General features: G+C 73.1%; 20 protein-coding genes. 9 read left to right on the forward strand and 11 right to left on the reverse strand.

Features of this window, described 5'->3' with window-relative positions:
* Positions 1-28: 28 nt before the first annotated feature.
* The 7 genes from MUB56_RS02040 to MUB56_RS02070 all read right to left on the reverse strand — a co-directional run bounded on the left by MUB56_RS02040 (position 29) and on the right by MUB56_RS02070 (position 8,224).
* Positions 29-904: an ABC transporter permease gene (locus tag MUB56_RS02040; protein WP_244930250.1), complete on the reverse strand. Its 876-nt coding sequence runs from the start codon at positions 902-904 to the stop codon at positions 29-31.
* A 38-nt stretch (positions 905-942) separates the two neighbouring features.
* Entirely contained in the window at positions 943-1,752 is an 810-nt protein-coding gene (locus MUB56_RS02045) for an ABC transporter ATP-binding protein (protein WP_244930251.1), read from the reverse strand.
* Complete coding sequence (locus MUB56_RS02050; protein ID WP_244930252.1) at positions 1,749-2,906, reverse strand: ABC transporter substrate-binding protein; 1,158 nt, start codon at positions 2,904-2,906, stop codon at positions 1,749-1,751. The genes MUB56_RS02045 and MUB56_RS02050 overlap by 4 nt, the downstream gene beginning before the upstream one ends.
* A gap of 320 nt (positions 2,907-3,226) precedes the next feature.
* Positions 3,227-3,829, reverse strand: coding sequence for a carboxymuconolactone decarboxylase family protein (locus tag MUB56_RS02055; protein ID WP_244930253.1), 603 nt, complete (start codon positions 3,827-3,829; stop codon positions 3,227-3,229).
* Positions 3,830-3,838: 9 nt separating this feature from the next.
* Complete coding sequence (locus MUB56_RS02060) at positions 3,839-5,608, reverse strand: CocE/NonD family hydrolase (protein ID WP_244930254.1); 1,770 nt, start codon at positions 5,606-5,608, stop codon at positions 3,839-3,841.
* Positions 5,605-6,975 (reverse strand): RidA family protein, encoded by a 1,371-nt coding sequence (locus MUB56_RS02065; protein ID WP_244930255.1) that lies wholly within the window; start codon positions 6,973-6,975, stop codon positions 5,605-5,607. Before MUB56_RS02065 ends, MUB56_RS02060 begins: the two co-directional genes overlap by 4 nt.
* A gap of 76 nt (positions 6,976-7,051) precedes the next feature.
* On the reverse strand, positions 7,052-8,224 hold the full coding sequence (locus tag MUB56_RS02070) for a flavin reductase (RefSeq protein ID WP_244930256.1): 1,173 nt from the start codon (positions 8,222-8,224) through the stop codon (positions 7,052-7,054).
* A 301-nt stretch (positions 8,225-8,525) separates the two neighbouring features.
* Here MUB56_RS02070 and MUB56_RS02075 point away from each other — a divergent pair, with 301 nt between their 5' ends.
* From MUB56_RS02075 to MUB56_RS02085, 3 genes are read left to right on the forward strand one after another with little or no spacing between them, the layout of a single operon-like run.
* The gene (locus MUB56_RS02075; RefSeq protein ID WP_244930257.1) at positions 8,526-9,623 is read left to right on the forward strand and encodes an LLM class flavin-dependent oxidoreductase; all 1,098 of its coding nucleotides are present in this window, start codon (positions 8,526-8,528) and stop codon (positions 9,621-9,623) included.
* The gene (locus MUB56_RS02080; RefSeq protein WP_244930258.1) at positions 9,620-10,390 is read left to right on the forward strand and encodes an alpha/beta hydrolase; all 771 of its coding nucleotides are present in this window, start codon (positions 9,620-9,622) and stop codon (positions 10,388-10,390) included. The genes MUB56_RS02075 and MUB56_RS02080 overlap by 4 nt, the downstream gene beginning before the upstream one ends.
* A complete protein-coding gene (locus tag MUB56_RS02085; protein ID WP_244930259.1) occupies positions 10,384-11,277 on the forward strand; it encodes an NAD(P)-dependent oxidoreductase in 894 nt (297 codons plus the stop codon). The genes MUB56_RS02080 and MUB56_RS02085 overlap by 7 nt, the downstream gene beginning before the upstream one ends.
* Here MUB56_RS02085 and MUB56_RS02090 read toward each other — a convergent pair.
* Positions 11,254-12,447, reverse strand: coding sequence for a helix-turn-helix domain-containing protein (locus MUB56_RS02090; RefSeq protein WP_244930260.1), 1,194 nt, complete (start codon positions 12,445-12,447; stop codon positions 11,254-11,256). The two genes, MUB56_RS02085 and MUB56_RS02090, sit on opposite strands and share 24 nt — an antisense overlap.
* A gap of 138 nt (positions 12,448-12,585) precedes the next feature.
* Here MUB56_RS02090 and MUB56_RS02095 point away from each other — a divergent pair, with 138 nt between their 5' ends.
* From MUB56_RS02095 to MUB56_RS02120, 6 genes are all read left to right on the forward strand, one after another.
* Positions 12,586-13,335 (forward strand): hypothetical protein, encoded by a 750-nt coding sequence (locus MUB56_RS02095; protein WP_244930261.1) that lies wholly within the window; start codon positions 12,586-12,588, stop codon positions 13,333-13,335.
* A gap of 3 nt (positions 13,336-13,338) precedes the next feature.
* Entirely contained in the window at positions 13,339-14,148 is an 810-nt protein-coding gene (locus MUB56_RS02100; protein ID WP_244930262.1) for a DNA-formamidopyrimidine glycosylase family protein, read from the forward strand.
* A 64-nt stretch (positions 14,149-14,212) separates the two neighbouring features.
* Positions 14,213-15,550 (forward strand): hypothetical protein, encoded by a 1,338-nt coding sequence (locus tag MUB56_RS02105; protein WP_244930263.1) that lies wholly within the window; start codon positions 14,213-14,215, stop codon positions 15,548-15,550.
* A 7-nt stretch (positions 15,551-15,557) separates the two neighbouring features.
* Positions 15,558-16,847: a UDP-N-acetylmuramoyl-L-alanine--D-glutamate ligase gene (gene murD / locus MUB56_RS02110; protein WP_244930264.1), complete on the forward strand. Its 1,290-nt coding sequence runs from the start codon at positions 15,558-15,560 to the stop codon at positions 16,845-16,847.
* Positions 16,847-17,611, forward strand: a complete 765-nt coding sequence (locus MUB56_RS02115) for a polyphenol oxidase family protein (protein ID WP_244930265.1) — start codon at positions 16,847-16,849, stop codon at positions 17,609-17,611. The genes murD and MUB56_RS02115 overlap by 1 nt, the downstream gene beginning before the upstream one ends.
* Positions 17,608-18,312, forward strand: a complete 705-nt coding sequence (locus MUB56_RS02120) for a hypothetical protein (RefSeq protein ID WP_244930266.1) — start codon at positions 17,608-17,610, stop codon at positions 18,310-18,312. Before MUB56_RS02115 ends, MUB56_RS02120 begins: the two co-directional genes overlap by 4 nt.
* A 160-nt stretch (positions 18,313-18,472) precedes the next feature.
* Here the strand turns inward: MUB56_RS02120 and MUB56_RS02125 are convergent, their stop codons facing one another.
* From MUB56_RS02125 to MUB56_RS02135, 3 genes are all read right to left on the reverse strand, one after another.
* Positions 18,473-18,856, reverse strand: coding sequence for a hypothetical protein (locus MUB56_RS02125; RefSeq protein WP_244930267.1), 384 nt, complete (start codon positions 18,854-18,856; stop codon positions 18,473-18,475).
* Between the two features lie 219 nt (positions 18,857-19,075).
* A complete protein-coding gene (locus MUB56_RS02130; protein ID WP_244930268.1) occupies positions 19,076-19,558 on the reverse strand; it encodes a hypothetical protein in 483 nt (160 codons plus the stop codon).
* Between the two features lie 13 nt (positions 19,559-19,571).
* Positions 19,572-20,087, reverse strand: coding sequence for a GAF domain-containing protein (locus tag MUB56_RS02135; protein ID WP_244930269.1), 516 nt, complete (start codon positions 20,085-20,087; stop codon positions 19,572-19,574).
* Positions 20,088-20,167 lie beyond the last annotated feature (80 nt).

Here is a 20,167-nt window from a genome sequence, read left to right on the forward strand (position 1 = left end):
CCTTTCGATGGAGGGGGTGGAGGACGCCTCAGTCGGCGTTCGGCTGGTTCCAGCGCAGCAGGTAGCGCGAGAGCAGCTTCACCGAGCCGTACAGCAGCATCCCGAGCACGGACAGCACGACGACCGTGGCGAACATGCCGGGCATGTCGATGCGCGCGTTGAACAGCTGAAGCAGGGTGCCGAGCCCGACCGTGGTGCCCGACCCGAGGATCTCCGCGACGACCGCGGCGGTCAGGGCGAGGACGAACGACACCTCGAACGAGGCGAGGATGAACGGCAGCGCGGCGTAGAACCGGAGCCGCCGGAAGGTCTCCCAGCGGCTGGCCCGGCAGGCCCGCATCAGGTCCAGCTGCTCCTGACGGACGCTGTTCAGGCCGGTGTAGGTGTTGACCAGGATCGGGAAGAACACCATCACCACCACCAGCACCACCTTCGAGCTGATCCCGAAGCCGAACCAGATCAGCAGCAGCGGCGCCACCGCGATCTTCGGCATCGCCTGGAAGGCGACGACGAACGGGTTCAGCACCTTGTAGAGGAGCGGCACCTCGGTCATCACGACCGCGAGACCGATGCCGAGCGCGGCGCCGACGGCGAAGCCGAGCAGGGTCTCCTGCATGGTGACGATGCCGGCGTCGAGCAGGAAGCCCGACCGGATGAGCGACCACAGGCTCTCCCAGACGGCCTGTGGTCCGGGGACGACCTGGTGGCTCACGCCGGTCACGGTGACGAGGAGCTGCCAGAGCGCGATGGCGGCGACGAACTCCGCGACGACGAAGGCGATCTGGCCCAGGGCGCGCCGGGCGGCCCGTCGTGGGGACCGCGGCGGCGGGCCCGAGGATCCCGGGGGGATCACCGGCTCGTCGGCCCCCGGATGGGTGTCGGGAAGCTGGCTGGTGGTGGTCATGGGCTCTGCTCCTGCTCCGTGCGAGGTCGGCGGGTCGGTCAGTGCGAGATCAGCGACCGCAACATGGAGGTCAGCTCCACGTAGCGAGGGTGCGAGCGGGTCTCCTCGCCGCGCGGACGCGGGAGCTCGACCTGGACGTCGCTGATGATGCGGCCGGGCCGCGGCGACATGGTGAGGACGCGGTCGGAGAGGTAGACGGCCTCCCCGATGTCGTGGGTGATGAACACGACGGTCGCCCCGGTGTGCTCCCAGATCCGCAGCAGCTCGTCGTTCATCACCTCGCGGGTGAGGGCGTCGAGGGCGCCGAACGGCTCGTCCATCAAGATGATCGGCGGCGAGTTGATCAGCGAGCGCGCGATCGCGACCCGCTGCTGCATGCCTCCGGAGAGCTCGGTCGGGTACTTCTTGCCGAACCCGTCGAGGCGGACCATCTCCAGGAGGTCGGCGCAGCGCTGCGTGATCTCGGCCTTGCTGCGGACGCGGTTCAGCAGCGCCGGCATCTGGACGTTCTGCTCGACCGTGTACCAGGGCAGCAGCACCGCCTGCTGGAACGCGATCCCGATCTTGGGGCTGGGACCGTCGACGACGTCCTGACCGATGCGCACCTGGCCGCTGGTCGTCGTGGTCAGGCCGGCGACGATGCGCATCAGGGTGGACTTGCCGCAGCCGCTGGGGCCGAGCACCGAGACGAAGCTGCCGGCCTCGATCTCCAGGTCCGTGGGCGCCAGGGCGTGGATCCCCTGGCCGTCCCGGGTGCGGAAGAACTTCGCCGCCCCGTCGATGGTGATGGACTCGCCGTGGGCGACGCCGGGCAGCCCCGGAAGCTCAGCCACGGGCGCCGCGGTCACGCGCCCTCCTTCGCCTGGTCGACGACCTCGGCGCGGTCGAAGTCGTTCGCGGCCTCGTTGAACTCGTCGGTGAAGAACTGCGTGGGGTCGAGCTCCTGGGAGATCAGGCCGGCCGCGAGGTTGTAGGCCACCTGCCCCGCCCACAGCTCCTCGGACTGCGCGCCCCAGGTGTTGTCGAGCTCGAAGTCCTCGAGCCGCATCGTGTCGATGGTCGCCTGGAGCACCTTGCGGGTCTGCTCGAAGGCCTCGTCCTCGTCGTCACCCGGGAGGGGCGCGCGCTGGGGGTACTCCTCCCAGAAGAGCTCGACCGCGGCGTCCGGGTTCTCCTTCAGGAACACCGTCGAGCGGGCCACCGCCCGGCTCACGCCCTCGATGACGTCGGGGTTCTCCGCGATGTACTCGTCGGTCGCCCCGAGGCCGATGCCGTAGAAGTCGTTCTGCCAGGCCGGAGCGGGCAGCACGTCGATCTCGTAGCCCGCGTTCTCGAAGGACGCCCAGAGCCCGGGCCAGCCCACGAACGCGTCGATCTCGCCCTTCTTGAGCGACTCGGCCGAGGTGGCGCCGTACCCGGTCGAGACCTGCTTGACGCTGGCGGGGTCGACCCCCGCCTCCTTCATCCGGGTGCTCAGGTAGCCGACGTTGGAGTCCGAGACCTGCGGGAACCCGACGACCTTGCCGTCGAGGTCGGCGTCGGACTTGATCGAGCTGCCCGGCGCGGTGACGATCTCGTACGACGAGCGCGGCAGCAGGTTGTAGAAGATCTTGATCGGCAGCCGGTCGGTCTCGGCGGCGGCGATCAGGCTGTCGGGCGTCTGGATCGCGATGTCGGCGACCCCGCCCATCACGGCCTGGGGCGTCGTGGTCGAGCCACCGGTGGTGGTGACCGTGACGTCGAGGCACTCCTCGGCGAAGTAGCCGAGCTCGTCGGCGAGCGAGGCGTAGGGCGCGTAGGAGATGTCCATGTCGCTGGTGCCCATCATGATGGTGACCTTCTCGGTCGAGCCGCAGTCCTCGGAGGCCGCCGCGGTCTCCTCCTCGCCGCCGCAGGCAGCGAGGAGGACGGGGAGCAGCAGCGCCGACCCGCCCAGTACGGCGGCGCGTCGCCTCGCGCTCGTGGTCGATCGGGTGCGGCTCGGGGCCAGTGCCTTCTTCATGTCGTCTCCTTCGGGCTGTCGCCCGTGATCGTGGCTGGCGGTGCAGGGGTGGCTAGGCATCGTCTGAGAGCCACCGCGTCTCACTAGGGCGGACCCGAGAACGCCCCAACTTGGAACGGCGTATTCATCTGGAGAAAGGAATGGAGCGGGTTTCTCGGGAGACCGCGGTGGCCACGACTGCGCCGTCGCGACCGGCCTCCTTCACCTGGGTCAACCGAACACGTCCGAGGGGGGTCGCGGCACTCACGCCGGCCGTGAGTGCCGGGAGCCGAGAGTGACGCTTCCCCACAGCGCGAGCCGGCGGGGTACGACGCGGGCGCTCACGGGCGCAGCGCCGGGAGCTCGGCGGAGCGCTCGTCGACCGGTGTCGCGACGGTGAAGAACGCGAGCATCGAGGCCAGGGTCCGGTAGTAGCCGACCAGGACGACGAGCTCGAGCAGGGTCTGCTCACCGAGCGACGCCCGGTGGGCGGCGTACTCCTCCTCGCCGGGCCCGGCGTCGTCGAGGACGGCGCGGCACACCGCGACCACGGCGGCCTCCTCCGGGTCGGCGGGGACGAACGAGCCCGCCGCGAGGTCGGACAGCTCGGCGGTGCTGAGGCCCGCGGCGAGGCCGACGCGCACGTGCGCGAACCACTCGAAGTCGCTCGCCGTCGCGACGGCGACCAGCAGGATCGCGACCTCTCGGTGCCGGTCGGACAGCGACGTCCGATAGCGGATCGCCGCCCCGAGCTCCTGCAACGGAGCCCCGACGCCGGGGGCGTGCAGCATCAGGCCGAACGGCCCCTCGAGCGCCCCCGTCCGGTCCGCCAGCGCGAAGTGCTGGGGCCCGCTCGCGCGCGGGCCGCCGGCGATCGCGTCGTACAGCGCGGCCTGCTCGGCGTCGAGCCCAGAGGGCGTGAGCCGGCTCAGTCGGTCAGCCACCGGCGCTCCTCACGTGGTCCGCGGCACGACGGGCAGGCGCAGCAGACACGCGGACCCCGCGCCGGCGTGCAGCGTCACCGTGCCCCCGAACCTCGACTCCGGACGGTCCTCGGGGTCGTCATGCAGGAACGGCCCGCACCCGGTCATCTGGTTCTTGAAGTTGGACATGGTGATCGGTGGCAGCGAGGTGTCCGCGTAGTCACGGCCGCCGACGATCAGCTCCAGCCGGGACCCGGCCGGCAGGACCAGGCTGGTCGGCCACAGCTCGACCTGCACGTCGTACGTCGTACCGGGCACGACGTCGGCGGCCGCGGTGTGCGAGTGCACCGGGCGGTACGGCGTGCTCCGCTCCGGGTCGAGCTCGCGGTGCGAGAGCCGCAGCCAGCCCTGGGTGGCCGGGATGTGCGGATCCACCGCGCCGACGAACGAGCGGTGGTTGCCGTCCGGGTCGATCGCCCGCAGCGTGAGGAACAGGTCGGCGTCGGCCGCGGTCGTGGAGACCCGCAGCTCGGCCGCGACCGGGCCGGTGAGCTCGGTGGCCTCGGCGAACGGCTCGGTGCGGAAGGCGACGCCGGCGGACATGGCGTCGTAGGACAGGCTGCCCGGCTCCGCGGCCGGCTCGGCCGCCAGGGACCGGGCCGTCAGGTCCAGGTGCAGGTCCGTCCAGCGGGTCGCGGGCACCGGCCAGGCCTCCTCCCACCGCTCCTCGTACGTGTCGTCGAGGTGCCGCACCTGGAGCTGGACGGCGGGGCGCCCGGCCCACCCGTTGTCGCGCCCCTTCAGGACGTGGTCGAAGAACTGCAGCTGGATCTCGCGGCCGTAGTCCATGTAGTACGTCGTCCAGTGCTCCAGGCCGTGCATCTCGAGCCACTTCTGCTCGGAGCCGGCCTGCAGGAAGCCCTCGACGTTGCCGCGCAGGTGCAGCCCCTGGCCGCCCCAGTTGCCCGCGGTCAGCAGCGGCACCGTGATCCGGTCCCAGTCGGGCGTGCGGTCGCGGTGGTAGTCGTCGATGAACGGGTGGGCCCGCACCTCGGCCCCGAAGTCGATCCGGTTGGCGGCGAGCTCCTCGTCGGAGAGGGTCTCGTCCCCGCAGACCAGCTGGCCGGTCACCGGGTGCCGCGGTCCGCGCTCTCCCAGCCCGTACTGGACCGACTTGACCTGCTTGTCGTACCAGTGCTGCCAGAACGTCGACAGGATGCCGCCGTGGTGGGAGGCGTCGCGGTAGAAGTCGCTCGCGCCCTCCCACACGCAGATCGCCCGGAGGTGAGGCGGCTGGGTCGCCGCGACCAGCCACTGGTTCATGCCGAAGTACGACACCCCTGAGAGGCCGACGTTCCCGTCCGACCACGGCTCGGCGGCGGCCCACTCGATGCAGTCGTGGAAGTCCTGGGTCTCACGCCGCGAGAAGTGGTCGACGAACCCGGGCGAGCGACCGCAGCCGCGGGAGTCCACCCGCACGATCGCGTAGCCGTGCACCGTCCACTTCTCGGGGTCGACGACCTCCCAGTTCTGGTAGGCGTTGGTCGACCCCTCGACGACGTCGGGGTGCTGGGTCGCCATCGTCTCCCACGCCGAGGGGTAGCCCTCCTGGAAGGCGAGCCCCTTGGCGTAGGGCCCGTAGCTGAGCAGCGTCGGGTAGGCGCCGTCCGCGGCGGGCAGGAAGACGTCGGCGCGCAGCACGTTGCCGTCGTCCATGGTGACCGGGACGTCCCACAGGATCCGCATCCCGTCGCGGTGGTCGACCGGCACCCCGGACAGCTCCTGCGCCGTCACGGTCATCGGCCCTCCGGGACGGCCACGACGAGGTCGACGCTGATGTCGCAGGCGGGGATCTCGTGGGAGCGCGGCGGCACCTCGAAGAAGCCGCTGGCCGGGAGCCCGTCGGTGAACGGGTCCGCCCACGCCTCGAAGAAGGTCGAGAGGTCGACGAAGTCGGAGAGGAACGCGTCGACCTTCACCGTCTGGTCGATCGAGGTCCCGGCGGCCTCGCAGATGGCGGCCACGTCCTCGTGGATGCGGCGTACCTGGTCGTGGATGTGCCGGCGGGCCTGCGGGAGGCCGTCGCGCAGGGCGACGGCCTGCGCCGACAGCCCGTTCTCGTCCCGGCCGAGCTGGGTCGAGAGGAAGAGCAGCGGGCCGCTGCGCATCGCCTGGACGCTGTGGCCCAGCGGCGCGAGCGCCCGGTCGGTGTGGACGACGTCGCGCTCGCCGCCCTCGGAGGACCGGGCGACGATGACGTAGATCTCGACGTTCCCGTGCTTGACGCCGCCGATGCCCGAGCACGGTACGACGGCGCGCGCGGGCGGGTTCTCGGGCCACTGCGCCGCCCAGACCTCCTCGACGGCCGGCATGTTCCGGATCCCCTCGGGGGTCAGGTAGAGCACCACCTTCACGACGTCGGACCAGTGCGCCCCGGCGGCCTCCATGGTGACGCGGACCTGCCGGAGGGTCTCCTCGGTCTCCTGGGCGACCTGGTTGCCGTACCAGATGTGCTGCGGGACCCGGGCGTTCGGATGCAGCCCGGACTCGAAGTCGGTGGCGATGAAGCCGGCGCTGAAGACCCACGGGCCCGCCTCCACGCCGACGGAGTAGCCGCCGAGGGGACTGTGCACGTCGTGGGCGTAGGCCCGCTTGGTGATGCCGGAGTCGTCCAGGAGCGAGACCAGCTGGACCTCGATGTGCTGCTCCGGGGATACCAGCCGGTCGATGGGCATCAGGCAGCTCGCGGGCCGGTCCGCGAGCAGGAACTCGTCCCGGCTCTGGATGTAGGCGTGGGCGACGCGACGCCAGTCCTCCCAGAACAGGTCGTAGGCGTCGCGCAGCGGCTCGTGCCGCTCGACCTCACCGTGGTAGCTCGGCTGCCACTGGTTGATCGAGACCCCGCCCTCGAGGCTGGAGCCGGCCTGCGTCAGCGCGGCCTCCAGCCGGCGGTAGGTCTCGCGCACCTGCAGCTTCACCGGGTGGCCGCTGGAGTACGGCAGCCCCGGCAACGGCTTCGCCTCCGGCACGACGCCGCCCCTCTCGAAGTCCACGGCGCTCATCGAGGCCGAGAACGCGAACGGCCCGGCCGTGACGACGGAGCTGCTGGGATACCAGGCGGGGAAGTCGGCGCCGGGGACGTGGTGGACGGTGCGTGCGCTGCTCATGAAAAGGAGGGTTCCTCTCGATCGATGCGGTGCGGAGACGGAGTCGGCTGGAGCGGGGGGGTGCCGTCGGCCAGGGTCAGAGGACCCCGCCGGTGCGCTCGAGGATCTCCCGGGCGCGTTGCTTCGCCAGGGCGGTGTAGGTCAGTACGCCGCCCTGGGCGCCCTCGCGGTCACCGGCGTCGAGGGCCTGCAGGATCTCGCGCTGCACCTCGACGAACCGCTGGGACGTCCCCGGGGTGGCGCCGAAGCTGGACGCCATGACCGAGCGCAGGCCGATCTGCTCGAAGGCGGCGGAGAGCGCGGCCGAGCCGGCCAGCGCGACCAGGGCCCGGTGGAAGGCGTAGTTGGCGTCGAGGTAGCCGTCGAAGTCCACGAAGCGGTCCTCGACGAGGAACCGTGCCATGACGTCGAAGAGCGAGTGCAGCTCGCGCTGGGTCGCCGGCGCGAGCGGCAGGGCGACGAGGTGGAGGGCGCCGACCTCGATCGCGCTCCGGGCATCGAAGGCCTGGTCGGAGTCGGCGAGGTCGAAGGGCACCACGACGTAGCCCCGTCCCTGCTCGCGCCGCAGCATGCCCTCGGCGCTCAGTCGGGTCATCGCGTAGAAGCAGCTGGACCGGGCCAGCGCGAGCTCGAACGCCACCTGGTCGACGTCGAGGGCGCTGTCCGCCTCCCACCGGCGCTGGACGAGGTGGGTGCGCAGGGTGAGGTAGACCCGCTCGTCCCGCTCCAGCTCGAAGCGGCCGAAGCCACCCCGGAAGTAGGTGAGCGGCTCACCGTCGCGCGCGGTCGCCCCGACGACGCGGCCGATGAAGATGGTGTGCGTCCCGCCCGTGATCTCCTCGACCACCTCGCACTCGATGTGCGCGAGTGCGCCGTCGAGCGTGGGGGCCGTGGTCGCGCCGGGGCTGGTCGCCACGCCCGCGAACTTGTCGTCCTGCGCACTCGCGAACCGGTGGGCGAGGTGCGCCGACTGACGGTCGAGGACGTTGACGGCGTACGCCCCGGCCTGCGCCACGGCCTGCGCCGTGGGCATCGCGGAGTGGAGGCAGACGAGCATCAGCGGCGGATCGAGCGACAGCGAGGTGACCGAGCTGGCCGTCATCCCGAAGCGGGTGCCGCCGGCCTCGGTGGTGATCACCGCCACGCCGCTGGCCAGGTGCCCCGCGACGGCGCGGAACCCCTCCGAGTCGATCTGGCTGGGCGCGGGTGGCGCGGGCGACGGTGGCAGCCCGTGGGTGTCGGTCGTCATCGCTCTCCTGGGTTCGATCACGGCGGGCACGCAGCAGAACACCGAGTGCAGTGACAGCAGTGAAGTCAGAGGGCGCGCCGAGAGCACTGGCGTGATCCGAGAATCTCGCCGGTCCGCGCTAGCAGATCCCGTGAAGAGGTCGGGCAGGTAACAGGCGTGTTGCCGGGGGTGTCACGGATCCTGTGAATCCCGCCCGACGCCCATGCTGGTCGCCGCCAGTGCGAGCCTCCCGGTCCGTGGCGTCGGATGGATCCCGTTGGCGGGCCGTCCGCCGGCCCCGTCGTACCTAGGAGCCCCCCTCGTGAGACTCGGCTACTTCGCCATGCCCCTCCACCCGGCCGGTCGGACCTGGACCGACACGCTGCGGGAGGACCGCGAGGCGGTGATCCTGGCCGACCGGCTCGGCTACCACGACGCCTTCATCGGCGAGCACCTGACGGACCGGCACGAGAACATCACCAACGCCCTGTTGTTCCTGGCCACCCTGATCCCCGCCACCGAGCAGATCCGCCTGGCCACGGGGACCACCAACCTCTCCCACACCCACCCCGCGCTGGTCGCGGTGAACTCCGCCATGTTCGACCACCTGAGCGGCGGGCGGTTCATCCTCGGCGTCAGCCCGGGTGCCCTGTCCTCGGACGCCGAGCTGCTCGGGCTCCTGGACCAGGACCGCAACGCGATGTTCGCCGAGGCGATCGACGTCATCACCTCCCTGTGGTCGGAGGAGCCGCCGTACGACATCGGCGGCGAGGGCAGTCGCTGGCCGGTGACCACCCGCACGACGTACGACGAGAACCTCGGCGTCGGCATGGTCGGCAGGCCCCTCCAGCAGCCGCGCCCCGAGATCGTCGGCACGGTCGTGGCCCCCTTCTCCAAGGGGGTCATCGCAATGGGGGCCCGGGACTTCCACCCGCTCTCGGCGAACTTCCTGCTGCCGCAGTGGGTGGCGACGCACTGGGGCAACTACGTCCAGGGCAAGGAGTCGGTCGGCCAGGTCGCCGAGGTCGCGGACTGGCGGGTGGCCCGGACCATCTTCGTGGCCGACGACAGCGCGACCGCCCGCCGCTACGCCGGGGCCGACGAGGGCAGCCCCTACCGCTTCTACTACCAGCAGATGCTGACCAAGATGAAGAAGCTCGGGCGGGTCGAGCTGTTCAAGACCCACCGCGACCAGCCCGACGACGAGATCACGCTCGACTACGTGCTCGACAGGCTGGTCGTGGCCGGGACCGCCGACGAGGTCGCCGAGAAGCTGCTCGCGTTCCGGGAGGAGACCGGCCCGTTCGGTGAGCTGGTGTACGCCGGGCTCGACTGGGCCGACGAGCGACTGGGGCGGCGCTCGATGGAGCTGATGGCCACCGAGGTCATGCCCCGGATCAACGGCGCGATCGGCGAGTGAGCGTGCTCCTCCGCCAGCGCGAGGGCTCCGGGCCCCCGCTCGTCCTGCTGCCTCCGCTCGGTGCGGACGCCCGGTTCTTCGGCCCGCTGCTCGACCAGCTGGTCGGCCAGCTGCCCGGCCGGCTCGAGCTCGAGGCCTGGACCGCCGACGTGAACCCGACCGAGGCCTGTCCCACGCTGCCCGAGGTGGCGGAGGGGCTGGCGGTGGCGCTCGCGTCGACCCTCGGCGGCCCCGCGGTGCTCGTCGGCGTCTCGCTCGGCGGGCTGGTCGCCCAGCACCTCGCGAGCACGCATCCTGCACTGGTCTCGCACCTGGTCCTCGCCGACACCCTGGTGAGCTATCCCCCGCCGATGCGGGACATGTGGGCCCAGCGGGCCCAGGACGTCCGGGCCCACGGCACCGGGTCGATCCTGGGCGCGACGCTCACGACCTGGTACGGCGCCGACCCGGACCGCTCCGCGCAGCTCGAGGACCAGTGCCGCGAGCAGGTGCTGGCGACCGACCCCGCGTCGTACGCCCGGGCCTGCCTGGGGCTGCGAGATGCGGACACCTCGGCCGCCCTCGACGCGATCGAGGCTCCGACGCTCGTGCTGTGCGGGGACCAGGACGCGCCGCCGTTCCTGACCGGCAGCGCCCTGCTGGCCGAGCGGCTCGCGCCCGGCACGGGCGTCACCTGGCTGCGCGGCGGGCACCACGCGAGCCTGCTCGAGCTGCCTCAACAGGCCGCCGCCGCCATCGCCGACCACGTCCGGGCCCACCCGTGCTGACCCCGACCGGGACCGTCGGCTTCGTGGGGCTGGGCGCCATGGGCTCCCAGCTCAGCCGGCACGCGCTGGAGGCCGGGCTGGAGGTGCTCGTCCACGACCTCGACCCGGCCCGGGTCTCGACGCTCGTCGCTCGCGGCGCGGAGGCGGTCACCGACATCGCCGGCCTCGCGGGCCGGAGCCGGTGGATCGTCACCTCCCTGCCGACCGCGAGCGCGCTGCACGCCGTGGTCGCCGAGGTCGTGGCGGGTGACCGGCTCGTGCCGGGTGGGGTCATCGAGACCAGCACCCTCTCGGTCGAGGACAAGGAACGAGCCGCCGCGACCCTGGCCGCCGCCGGACTCGGCATGGTCGACGCGCCGCTGTCCGGGACCAGCCAGCAGGCCGCCACCCGGGACCTCATCGCCTACGTCAGCGGGTCCCCCGAGGACTGCAGCGCCGCGCTGCCCGTCATCGGCACCTTCACCCGGGCCCAGTACCAGCTGGGTCGGCTCGGCAACGGGACCAGGATGAAGCTGGTGGCCAACCATCTCGTCGCGATCCACAACGTGGCCGCGGCCGAGGCGCTGCTGCTGGCCGCCCGGGCCGGGCTGGACCTGCCGACCGTGATCGACGCCGTGAGCGACGGGGCCGGCAGCTCCCGGATGCTGCAGGTGCGCGGACCCCTGATGGCCCGGGGCGAGTACACCGCCACGATGCGGGTCGACAACTTCGTCAAGGACCTCGACATCATCGAGGAGCACGCCACGCGGCTCGACTCCCCGGTGCCGCTGCTCACCGAGTGCGCGCGGCTGTACCGGACGATGCTGGAGGACGGCCGAGGCGACCTCGACACCGCCGCCGTCTTCGAGGAGCTGGTCCGCGGCTCACAGCAGACGCGCGAGGCGTAGCGCCACCTGCACCTCGGTGCTGCGCTGGGTCAGGGGGTGCGCCAGCACCTCCTCGACCTTGCGCAGCCGGTTGCGGACCGTGTGCTCGTGCACGTGCAGGTGTGCCGCGGTCGCCACGTGGCTGCCCAGCCGGTACGACGTCTCGAGCGTCTCCCGCAGCCGGGCGGCCTCCTGCGTGTCCCCCGCCAGCGCCCCCAGCTCGTCGCGGACGAACCGGACGGCCCGCTGCCGGTCGCGCATCAGCAGGATCTCCAGGCCTACCTCGGCATGCTCGAGCACCGGGGAGACCAGCGAGGCACCCGCCGCCCTGCGGATGACCTCGGCCTCCTCGGCCTGCGCCAGGCTCTCGCGGAAGCCGTCGATCCCCCGGCCCGGCTCGCCGAGCGTCGCCGTCGTACCGACCGCCTCCAGGCAGGCGCGGACCGCCTGGCGCGCCGCCGTCGTCCAGGCCGTCGCCCGACCGAGCCAGACCACGCTGGCGCTCAGCTCCCGGGGCAGGGTGAGCGAGTGCCGGGTGCCGGCGGCGTCCGCCATCCCGACCGCGAACCGGCTGGCCGCCCCCTCCGCCATCGCCGGCAGCAGCACCGCGAGGTGGTGCAGGTCGAGGGAGTAGCCGATCGTCGTGAGGTCCGCCGGCGACAGGAGGGTGTGCGGATTGGCCAGCACGTCCTCGATCAACCGGTGGCGCACGTGCGCCCGGGACATGTTGAGCGCCTGCTCCTCGGCGCTCAGCCGGTCGGCGACCTGGATGGCCACGTGGTCCTGGTAGGCCAGGATCAGGCGGGTCAGCTCGACGACCTGGCTGGACAGGTCGGGGTCCGCCTCCGCCGGGGCCCGCTCCACGAGTGCCGTCGTCCACTCCTCCCACATGACCGTGAACCCGACCCGGTAGGAGCGCTGCATCGCCGCCTGCGGGATCCGCAGCTGCGCCTGGAGCGCCCCGAGCACCAGCGGCTGGTGCAGCTGCACGTCCTCGAGGAGGAGCGAGCCGTTCAGCACCGCGCGGAGCAGGGACAGGTTCTCCTCGACGCTGGCGCGGAGGGTGGAGATGAACGGCTCGGTGCCGGCCCGGTCGGGGAAGGCCGCCTCGACGTCGCTGTGCACGACGCGCTCGCGGAGCGCCTCCAGATCGACCCGATCCGTGATCTCGACCGCCCAGGGCGCGAGCATGCCGTCCTCCTTTGTCGCGGGCCCACGCTACCCGGCTCGCCGGGCCGGGCCCGACCGGGTGCGCTCCCTCGGACACCCGGTCGAAGCCCCCTGGGTACCGTCAGGGCTGCCCGCCCCTGACGGACCACCGGAGGTCCCGTGCCCGAGCTCCGCCCACCCCGCTCCCTCACCCGACCGGTGCAGCGCGGCCGCGACCGCTTGGTGGGCCTGTGGCAGCACCGCTACCCGACCGTCGCGGTCACCGGCATGACCGGCGTCGGCAAGACCGAGCTGGTCGACCATCTGTGCGGGCGACCCGACACGGGCGCCACCGTCGAGTCGGGCTCGGCGGTGATGGAGCGCCGGGTCCGCCGCGACCGCCGCCTCCGGGGCTTCCGCTTCCGCGTGGTGCCCGGCGAGAACGCCGCCACCCGGCTCGGCGCGCTCGACGAGGTCTTCCACGACGACCCGGTCGACGGCGTACTGCACGTCGTCGCCAACGGGCTGGCGACCGGGCGCCGACCGGCCGGCACCACCGGCAGCGCGCTCGTCGACCGCGAGCAGCAGCTCGCCCGCGAGCTGGAGGACTGGACGGTCACCGCGCACCGGATCGCCTCGATGGCGGTACGCCGGGAGCGCCCGACCTGGCTGGTGATCGTGGTGACCAAGGCCGACCTGTACGCCGACTCGATCGACGAGGTGGTCCGGTCCTACTCCCCCGGCAGCGGCACCCCGTTCGGGAACCGCGTCGACGAGCTGCGCGCGCTGGCCGGTGCCGCGAAGCTGTCGGTCGACGTACTGCCCGCGTGCAGCCACCTGGAGGAGGCCAGCGGGGTCGACCGCGCGACCCGCGACGCCTACCTGGCCCGCCTCGAGGCGCGGATGGCCCAGCTCTCGGGCCACGTGTAGGGCATGCCCGAGCTGCCCGAGGTCGAGACCGCGCGCGCCGCGATCGAGCGCTCCGCCCTGGGCCGGATCGTCGCGGACGTCGACGACAGCGACAGCTTCGTGTGCCGACCGCACGCACCGGGAGAGATCCGGTCCGCCCTGGTGGGACACCGGCTGGTGGCCGCCCGCCGGCGCGGCAAGTCGATGTGGTGCGAGACCGACGGCGGACCGCTCCTCGGCCTGCACCTCGGGATGGCCGGGCGGATCGTCGTCACGCCGCCGGCCGGGACGGACGCCGAGCCCGACGCGGGCGGGGACTACTGGGGCGACGGCCCCACGCGGCCCGGCGCGACGGCCTGGTACCGCTTCACGCTCCACTTCGAGGACGGCGGCGCGCTGCGCCTGCACGACAAGAGGCGGCTCGGCCGGGTCCGCCTCGACCCCGACCTCGACGCGCTCGGCCCCGACGCCGAGGAGATCGACCGCGCGGAGTTCCGGCGCCGCGTCGGTCGCGGCCGGGCACCGCTGAAGGCCCGGCTCCTCGACCAGTCCGCGCTGGCCGGGGTCGGGAACCTGCTGGCCGACGAGACCCTGTGGCGCAGCGCGCTCGATCCGCGCCGCACCGTCGACACTCTGACCACCGAGGACCTCGACCTCCTGCGGCGCGAGCTGCGGGCCGCGATCCGCAGCGCCGTCCGGTACGGCGGCGTCCACACCGGCGAGATCATCGAGCACCGGCGCCCGGGCGGGCGCTGCCCCCGCTGCGGCGCCGAGATGGTCCGCGGCACCGTCGGCGGACGTACCACGTGGTGGTGCGCAACCGAGCAGCGCTGACCCTCTCGCCGAGTAGGCATCAGCGGTGGCCGTCGGCTCCCCGGCGGCTCGGTAGGCTGGGCCGGTGAGTGAAGTGGCGAGGCAGCGGGGCCAGGTCTTCTCCTACGAGCGGTTCGAGCTGACGGCCGACGGTGAGCTGACCTGCACCTACGCGCTCGACGACGAGACCTTCACCGAGCGGTTCGCCTTCGAGGCAGGTGACGGCGCCGACTTCACGTCGCCGGCCGCCCAGGGGGCGGCCCGGGTGGTCTTCCTGCTGGCCGGGATCTCCTACTACAAGACCGGCGCCCCGCCGCTGGTCGTCGGTCCGGCCGACGGGCTCAGCCCGCTCGAGGCCGACTTCCTGCGCGACTTCCACCTGCACGGCCTGGCGGAGTTCTCCTACCGCAGCGGGGTCGACATCAGCGACCTGCGGATCGAGGCCGCGCCGCGCACGCCCGCGCCGGCCGCGGCCGACGTACGACGGGGCCCGCTGGTGCCGTTCGGCGGCGGCATCGACTCGATCGTCGTGGTCGACGGCGCCACCTCGACCCGCGAGGGGGCCGCCCTGTTCGTCGCCAACACCTCCGACGTGCCCTTCGAGCCGATCGAGGACAGCGCCGCGATCACCGGCCTCCCGGTTCGCCGGGTACGCCGCCACCTCGACCCGAAGGTGCTGGCGTCGAAGGAGCGCGGCTACCTCAACGGCCACGTGCCCGTGACCGGCGTGCTGTCGGCCGCGGCGGTGCTCTGCGCGGTCGCCCACGGCCACGACCGGGTCGTGATGTCGAACGAGCACTCCGCGAGCGAGCCGACCGACCTGGTCGCCAACGGCGTCCCGGTCAACCACCAGTGGAGCAAGGGCCTCGACTTCGAGCGGGCCTTCCGCGAGGTGCTCGCCGAGAACGTCACGGGCGTCGACTACTACTCCGCACTGCGGCCCTACAGCGAGCTGTGGGTGGCCGAGCGGTTCGCCGAGCTGACCGATTACCACCCGGTCTTCCGCAGCTGCAACAAGGCCTTCTTCGTCGACGCCGACAGCCGGCACGCGACCTGGTGCGGCCGCTGCGACAAGTGCTGCTTCATCGACCTGATCCTCAGCCCGTACCTCTCCCCGGCGGAGCTGGACGCGATCTTCCGCGGCGCGGAGCCGCTGCGCGACGAGACCCTCGCGCCGGTCTTCGAGTCACTGCTGGGCCAGCCGGGGCTCGACAAGCCGCTGGAGTGCGTCGGCGACGAGGGCGAGTGCCGTACGGCGGTCACCCTCGCGGTCGCGCGACCCGACCGGACCGACACCCCGCTGCTCGCCGCGCTCGCCGCGCACGTCGCCACCCTCGAGGCGGCCGGCAAGCCGGTCCCCACGCCGGAGGCGCTCCTCCGCCGGCAGGGTCCGCACTTCCTCCCGGCGGACGACACCCGATGAGCCGCCGGTGACCGGCTGGTCCGGCCTGACCGGCCTGCGGGTCGGCGTCTGGGGGGTCGGCGTCGAGGGCTCGGCCAGCCTGCGCCGGCTGGCGGCCGACGGCGTCGCGCCGTACGCCGTCGTGGATCGGGCCGCCGGCTCGGCGGTGGGCCAGCAGGTGCTCGCACTCGACGAGGGCGGCCTGGACCGGCTGCTGGCCTGCGACGTCGTGGTCAAGAGCCCCGGCATCAGCCCGTACGACGAGCCCGCGACCACCCTCGCCGCGGCCGGCGTACAGCTCGCGGGCGGCCTCGGCCTGTGGCTGGAGGACGCCCCGCGCGACCGGGTCGCCTGCCTGACCGGCACCAAGGGCAAGAGCACCGCGACCGCGATCGCCGGCGCCCTGGCCCGCGGCCTCGGGCAGGACGTGTTCGTCGGCGGCAACATCGGCCGGGCGCCGTGGGAGCCGGACGTCGCGCCGGCCGACCTGTACCTGATCGAGACGTCGAGCTACCAGGCCCACGACGTGACGGCCGGCCCGCGGGTCGTCGCCGTCACCTCGCTCAGCCAGGACCACCTGACCTGGCACCACGGCTACGACACCTACGTCCGCGACAAGCTCTCGCTGTGCACCCGGCCCGGCGTCGAGACCGTCGTCGCGCCGGCGGCCGATCCCGAGCTGGAGCGGTACGCCGACCTGCTCGGCCCGCACGTCCAGCGCGTGGTCGAGAACGACGCCGGCTGGGCTTCCGGGCTGGGGCTCATCGGCCGGCACAACCTGCGCAACGCGCTGCTCGCCCGCGAGGTCCTGGTCGCGCTCGGGGTGCCGGGCGCCGACGACGAGGCCGCGCTCGCGGCGGCCGCGCCGGCGTACGAGCCGCTGCCGAGCCGGCTCACCCGGGTGGGCCGGGTCGGCGACGTGGAGTTCGTCGACGACAGCCTGAGCACCAACACGCTGCCGACGCTCGCGGCGGTGGACTCCTTCCCCGGCCGCCGGGTCGCGCTGCTGGTCGGCGGCCAGGACCGCGGGATCGACTACACGCCGCTCGCCGAGGGGCTGGCCGCGTTCGGCGACCGGGTGCTGGTGCTGACCCTGCCCGACAACGGCCCCCGGATCGCGGCCACGATCCGCGCGGCGGCGCCGACGGTGTGGGTCCGCGAGTGCGTCGACCTGGCCGAGGCCGTCGGGGCCGGGCACGCCTGGGCGAAGCCCGACGGCGTCGTACTGCTGTCTCCGGCGGCGCCGAGCTTCGGCGTCTTCCGCGACTACGCCGAGCGGGCCGAGGTGTTCACCGCGGCGATGCGGGCGCTGGCGTGATGATGCGTCCGTTCCCGTACGACGGCGCCCACGTGCGCGCGGTCGTCACCACCCGGGACGGCGGCACCAGCGGCGGCGTGTACGCCAGCCTCAACCTCGGCGACCACGTCGGGGACGACCCCGCGGCGGTGCGTCGCAACCGGGACCTGGTGGCCGCGGCCCTCGGGGTGCCCGCGCTCACCGTCGCCGACCAGCAGCACGGCGCGACCTGCGCGGTCGTGACCGCGGAGCTCGCGGGACTCGGGCACGTCGGGCTCGTGTCGTCCCGGACCGCCTTCCCGGCCACGGACGCCCTGGTCACCGACGTGCCCGGGGTCGCGCTGGCGATCCTGGTCGCCGACTGCGCCCCGGTGCTGTTCTGGGACCCCGAGCACCGCGCGGTCGGGGCCGCCCACGCGGGTCGGCCGGGCGTCGTCCGCGGGGTGCTGGCGGCGACCGTCGCGCGGCTGCGGTCGGAGTTCGGCAGCGACCCGGCCGCCCTGGTCGCGGGCGTCGGCCCGTGCGTCGGCTACGACAGCTACGAGGTCGGCGACACCGAGGCCGACGCGCTCGACGCCGTACTGCCGGGCTTCACGAAGGCCAGCCGGCCCGGGCACCGCTACCTCGACGTCGGCGGGGCGGTCGAGCGGCAGCTCGCCGACCTCGGCGTCGGCACCGTGCACCGGATGGCCGTCGACACCCGCACCAGCACCGACACGTTCTTCTCCGACCGCGCCCAGCGGCCGTGCGGCCGCTTCATGGCCGTGACGGTGGTGCCTGCGTGACCGGTCTCTCGAGCCGGTCCTGGTGCGACAGCGTCGAGGTCGCGGAGGCCGACTGGGCCGCCGCGGCCACGTCCTTCCTCGGCGGTGGCTACCGGGTGGTCCTGCCCGTCGTCCCCGACGCTGTCGCGTTCGAGCGCGACCAGGCCCGGCGGACGTTCGACGTGCTCGGGATCCGGTGGGACGAGGTGCCCTGGACGGCGCTGGAGCCGGGCTCGGTCGGCGCCACGGTCGAGGTGAGCGGTGGCGCGCCGTACGACGCCGGGCGGCGGGGGTACGGCGCGCCCTGGACCCGGGTCACACCCCTGCCGTCGCCGGCGGCGACCTCCGCCGTCGCGGACGCGATCGACCTGCCCTGGGCGTGGTCGTCCGAGTCGGCGCTCGCCGGGCTGCCGACTATCTCGTCCCTCGAGGCGAGCCTCGCGGCGCGGCACCTCGCCGAGGCCGGCTCTGCGGTCGGGCTGTGGTGGAACCACCGCGACGAGCTCTGCACCAGCACCGCCGGCCCGCTCCTGGTCGAGCTGTCCGGCGGCTGGGTGCGACCCGCCCCGGGTGCCGGTGCCGTCATGAGCTGGGCCTCGGAGCAGGCCGCGGCCGAGCACGACGCGCGGCCGGCCACGATCACCCGGGAGCTGCTCCGCTCGGCCCGCTCGCTGCTGGCCGTCGACCCCCTGGGAACGACCACCACGCTGACCCAAGCCTGAGCCGCTGACCCTGAGCGCGACCCGTCACTTTCTCGGCGGTTTCTGCGGTGTGTCGTCGCAGCATTGACGGTTCGATGAGCGCCGTACGGCGTCCGCTCACCGACCCGTCAATCCGGCCGCGACACGCCGCGAAAAGCACCGAGAAAGTGACGGGTCGGCCTCAGACCGTTTGCTCGCGCGGGATGTCGAGGCGCGGGATGCCGCCGAGTCCGAGCCGGTAGCGCACGTGCCCGGCGTACAGCTCGAGGGTCTGCCAGAGCGTCTCGTGGGCCGACCAGGGCAGCGGCTCGGCTCCGTCGTACCAGGTGTCGCCGAAGGCGATCCACACCGGCGTCCACGCGGCCGCGTCGTCCCAGGCGCCACGGCGGGACATCAGCAGCCGCCGGCGGATCTGGAACGCCGCTCGGGGCCCGTCCTCGTAGACCGGGGCGGTCGCGATCGGCCACAGCCGCAGGTCCAGGCCCATCAGGTGCACCTCGAGCTCGCGCAGCACGACCGGGTCGACCAGGACGGTCGCCACGTTCTCGTGCGGAGGGCGTCGCATGGCGGCACGCTGCCTCCCGGGACGAGCCGCGTCAAGAGGCCGTCCTAGTGCCGCGGGTCAGAAGTTCTTGTGCGCTTCGCGCACCCAGAGCACGCACCTCGCGGCGTTGCCGACGCTCGCAGGACGAACGAGTACGACGTCGCGCCGGCGCCTGGCGAGCCACCCACTCTGAGCACGCCAACCGGTCAACAACTTCCAACCCGCGACACCAGGAGTCGCCTAGCCCAGATCGGTGCGCCGACCCCACCACCGGGGGTCGAGCCGGACCAGGACGGCGCCCGCGCCGAGACCGAGCACCAGCCCCGCGCCCGTGAGGTACGGCGCCGCCAGCGCCCAGCGCAGCAGGATCGGGCGGTAGCCGGTCAGGGCCAGGTCGTCCCCGACGACCCTCGCCCGCACCTGCTCGCCGGGCTCGGGCCGCGGGCCGCCGTACCGGTCGCTGACGTCGCCCGAGCCACCGGGCCAGCTCGCCTCGCAGGTGCGCGGCGAGCCGGGCGGCGGGCCGGTGCGACACTCCGCGTCGGGCCCGACCGTCGCGGTCACCCGGTGCTCCTGCTGCCAGCCGGTGGCCGCGCCGTGCATGAAGAACCACACCGGTGCGCCGAGCAGCACCAGCGCACACCCGGACACGGTGACCCAGACCAGCCACCGGACCAGGGTCGGACGGGTGCTGGGCCGCAGGTTCAGCGGTCGGTCGGACACGAGCCTCCGCCTGTCATCGCGCCGTGACGAGCCGAGGCCAGTCGGCGTCGACCGGCGCGAGCCGCTGCATGGCGTCCCAGGCTCCGGCGACCAGCGTGTTCAGCAGGTCCAGCTCCGCCGGCGTGGGCTGGTGGTTGACCGCCCAGTACACGCCGAGCGCTCCCACCGGCGGCACCCCGACCGGCGTCATCGCCAGGCTCCGCACGAAGGTCGGCAAGTAGGCGTTCAGCGGGATCCGGGCGTCCCGCCGGATGTCGGGCACCGACGCCTGGGCACCGTGGCGCATCGCCCACCCGCTGATGCAGTGGTCCATCGAGAATCGCTGCCCCTTCCACAGCGGGGTGATGGCGTCCTCGTCGGCGTAGAAGCACTGGTCACCGTCGCGCAGCACGAACGTCGCGCCGTCGGCGTCCAGCCTCCGGCGCGCGGCGGTCCGGACGACCGCGACCAGGGCCTCGACCGAGGTGGCGCGCGCGAGCTCGTCGACGTACTGCCGGTGCTGCTGGTGCTGCTGCGCGCTGAGGGTCACGACGGCATCCTCCCGCCGGGCCCGCGCCCGTCGCCACCCGGGGAACCCGGGAGGCCACCTGTCCAGACCGGGAGAACCCA

Source organism: Nocardioides sp. W7, assembly GCF_022919075.1.
Lineage (GTDB): Bacteria > Actinomycetota > Actinomycetes > Propionibacteriales > Nocardioidaceae > Nocardioides.

Excerpts from the sequence above, each read along its gene's own strand:
- MUB56_RS02040 (WP_244930250.1), bottom strand. The coding sequence starts at position 904 with ATGACCACCACCAGCCAGCTTCCCGACACCCATCCGGGGGCCGACGAG.
- MUB56_RS02050 (WP_244930252.1), bottom strand. The coding sequence starts at position 2,906 with ATGAAGAAGGCACTGGCCCCGAGCCGCACCCGATCGACCACGAGCGCG.
- MUB56_RS02060 (WP_244930254.1), bottom strand. The coding sequence starts at position 5,608 with ATGACCGTGACGGCGCAGGAGCTGTCCGGGGTGCCGGTCGACCACCGC.
- MUB56_RS02065 (WP_244930255.1), bottom strand. The coding sequence starts at position 6,975 with ATGAGCAGCGCACGCACCGTCCACCACGTCCCCGGCGCCGACTTCCCC.
- MUB56_RS02070 (WP_244930256.1), bottom strand. The coding sequence starts at position 8,224 with ATGACGACCGACACCCACGGGCTGCCACCGTCGCCCGCGCCACCCGCG.
- MUB56_RS02090 (WP_244930260.1), bottom strand. The coding sequence starts at position 12,447 with ATGCTCGCGCCCTGGGCGGTCGAGATCACGGATCGGGTCGATCTGGAG.
- MUB56_RS02100 (WP_244930262.1), top strand. The coding sequence starts at position 13,339 with ATGCCCGAGCTGCCCGAGGTCGAGACCGCGCGCGCCGCGATCGAGCGC.
- MUB56_RS02115 (WP_244930265.1), top strand. The coding sequence starts at position 16,847 with ATGATGCGTCCGTTCCCGTACGACGGCGCCCACGTGCGCGCGGTCGTC.
- MUB56_RS02125 (WP_244930267.1), bottom strand. The coding sequence starts at position 18,856 with ATGCGACGCCCTCCGCACGAGAACGTGGCGACCGTCCTGGTCGACCCG.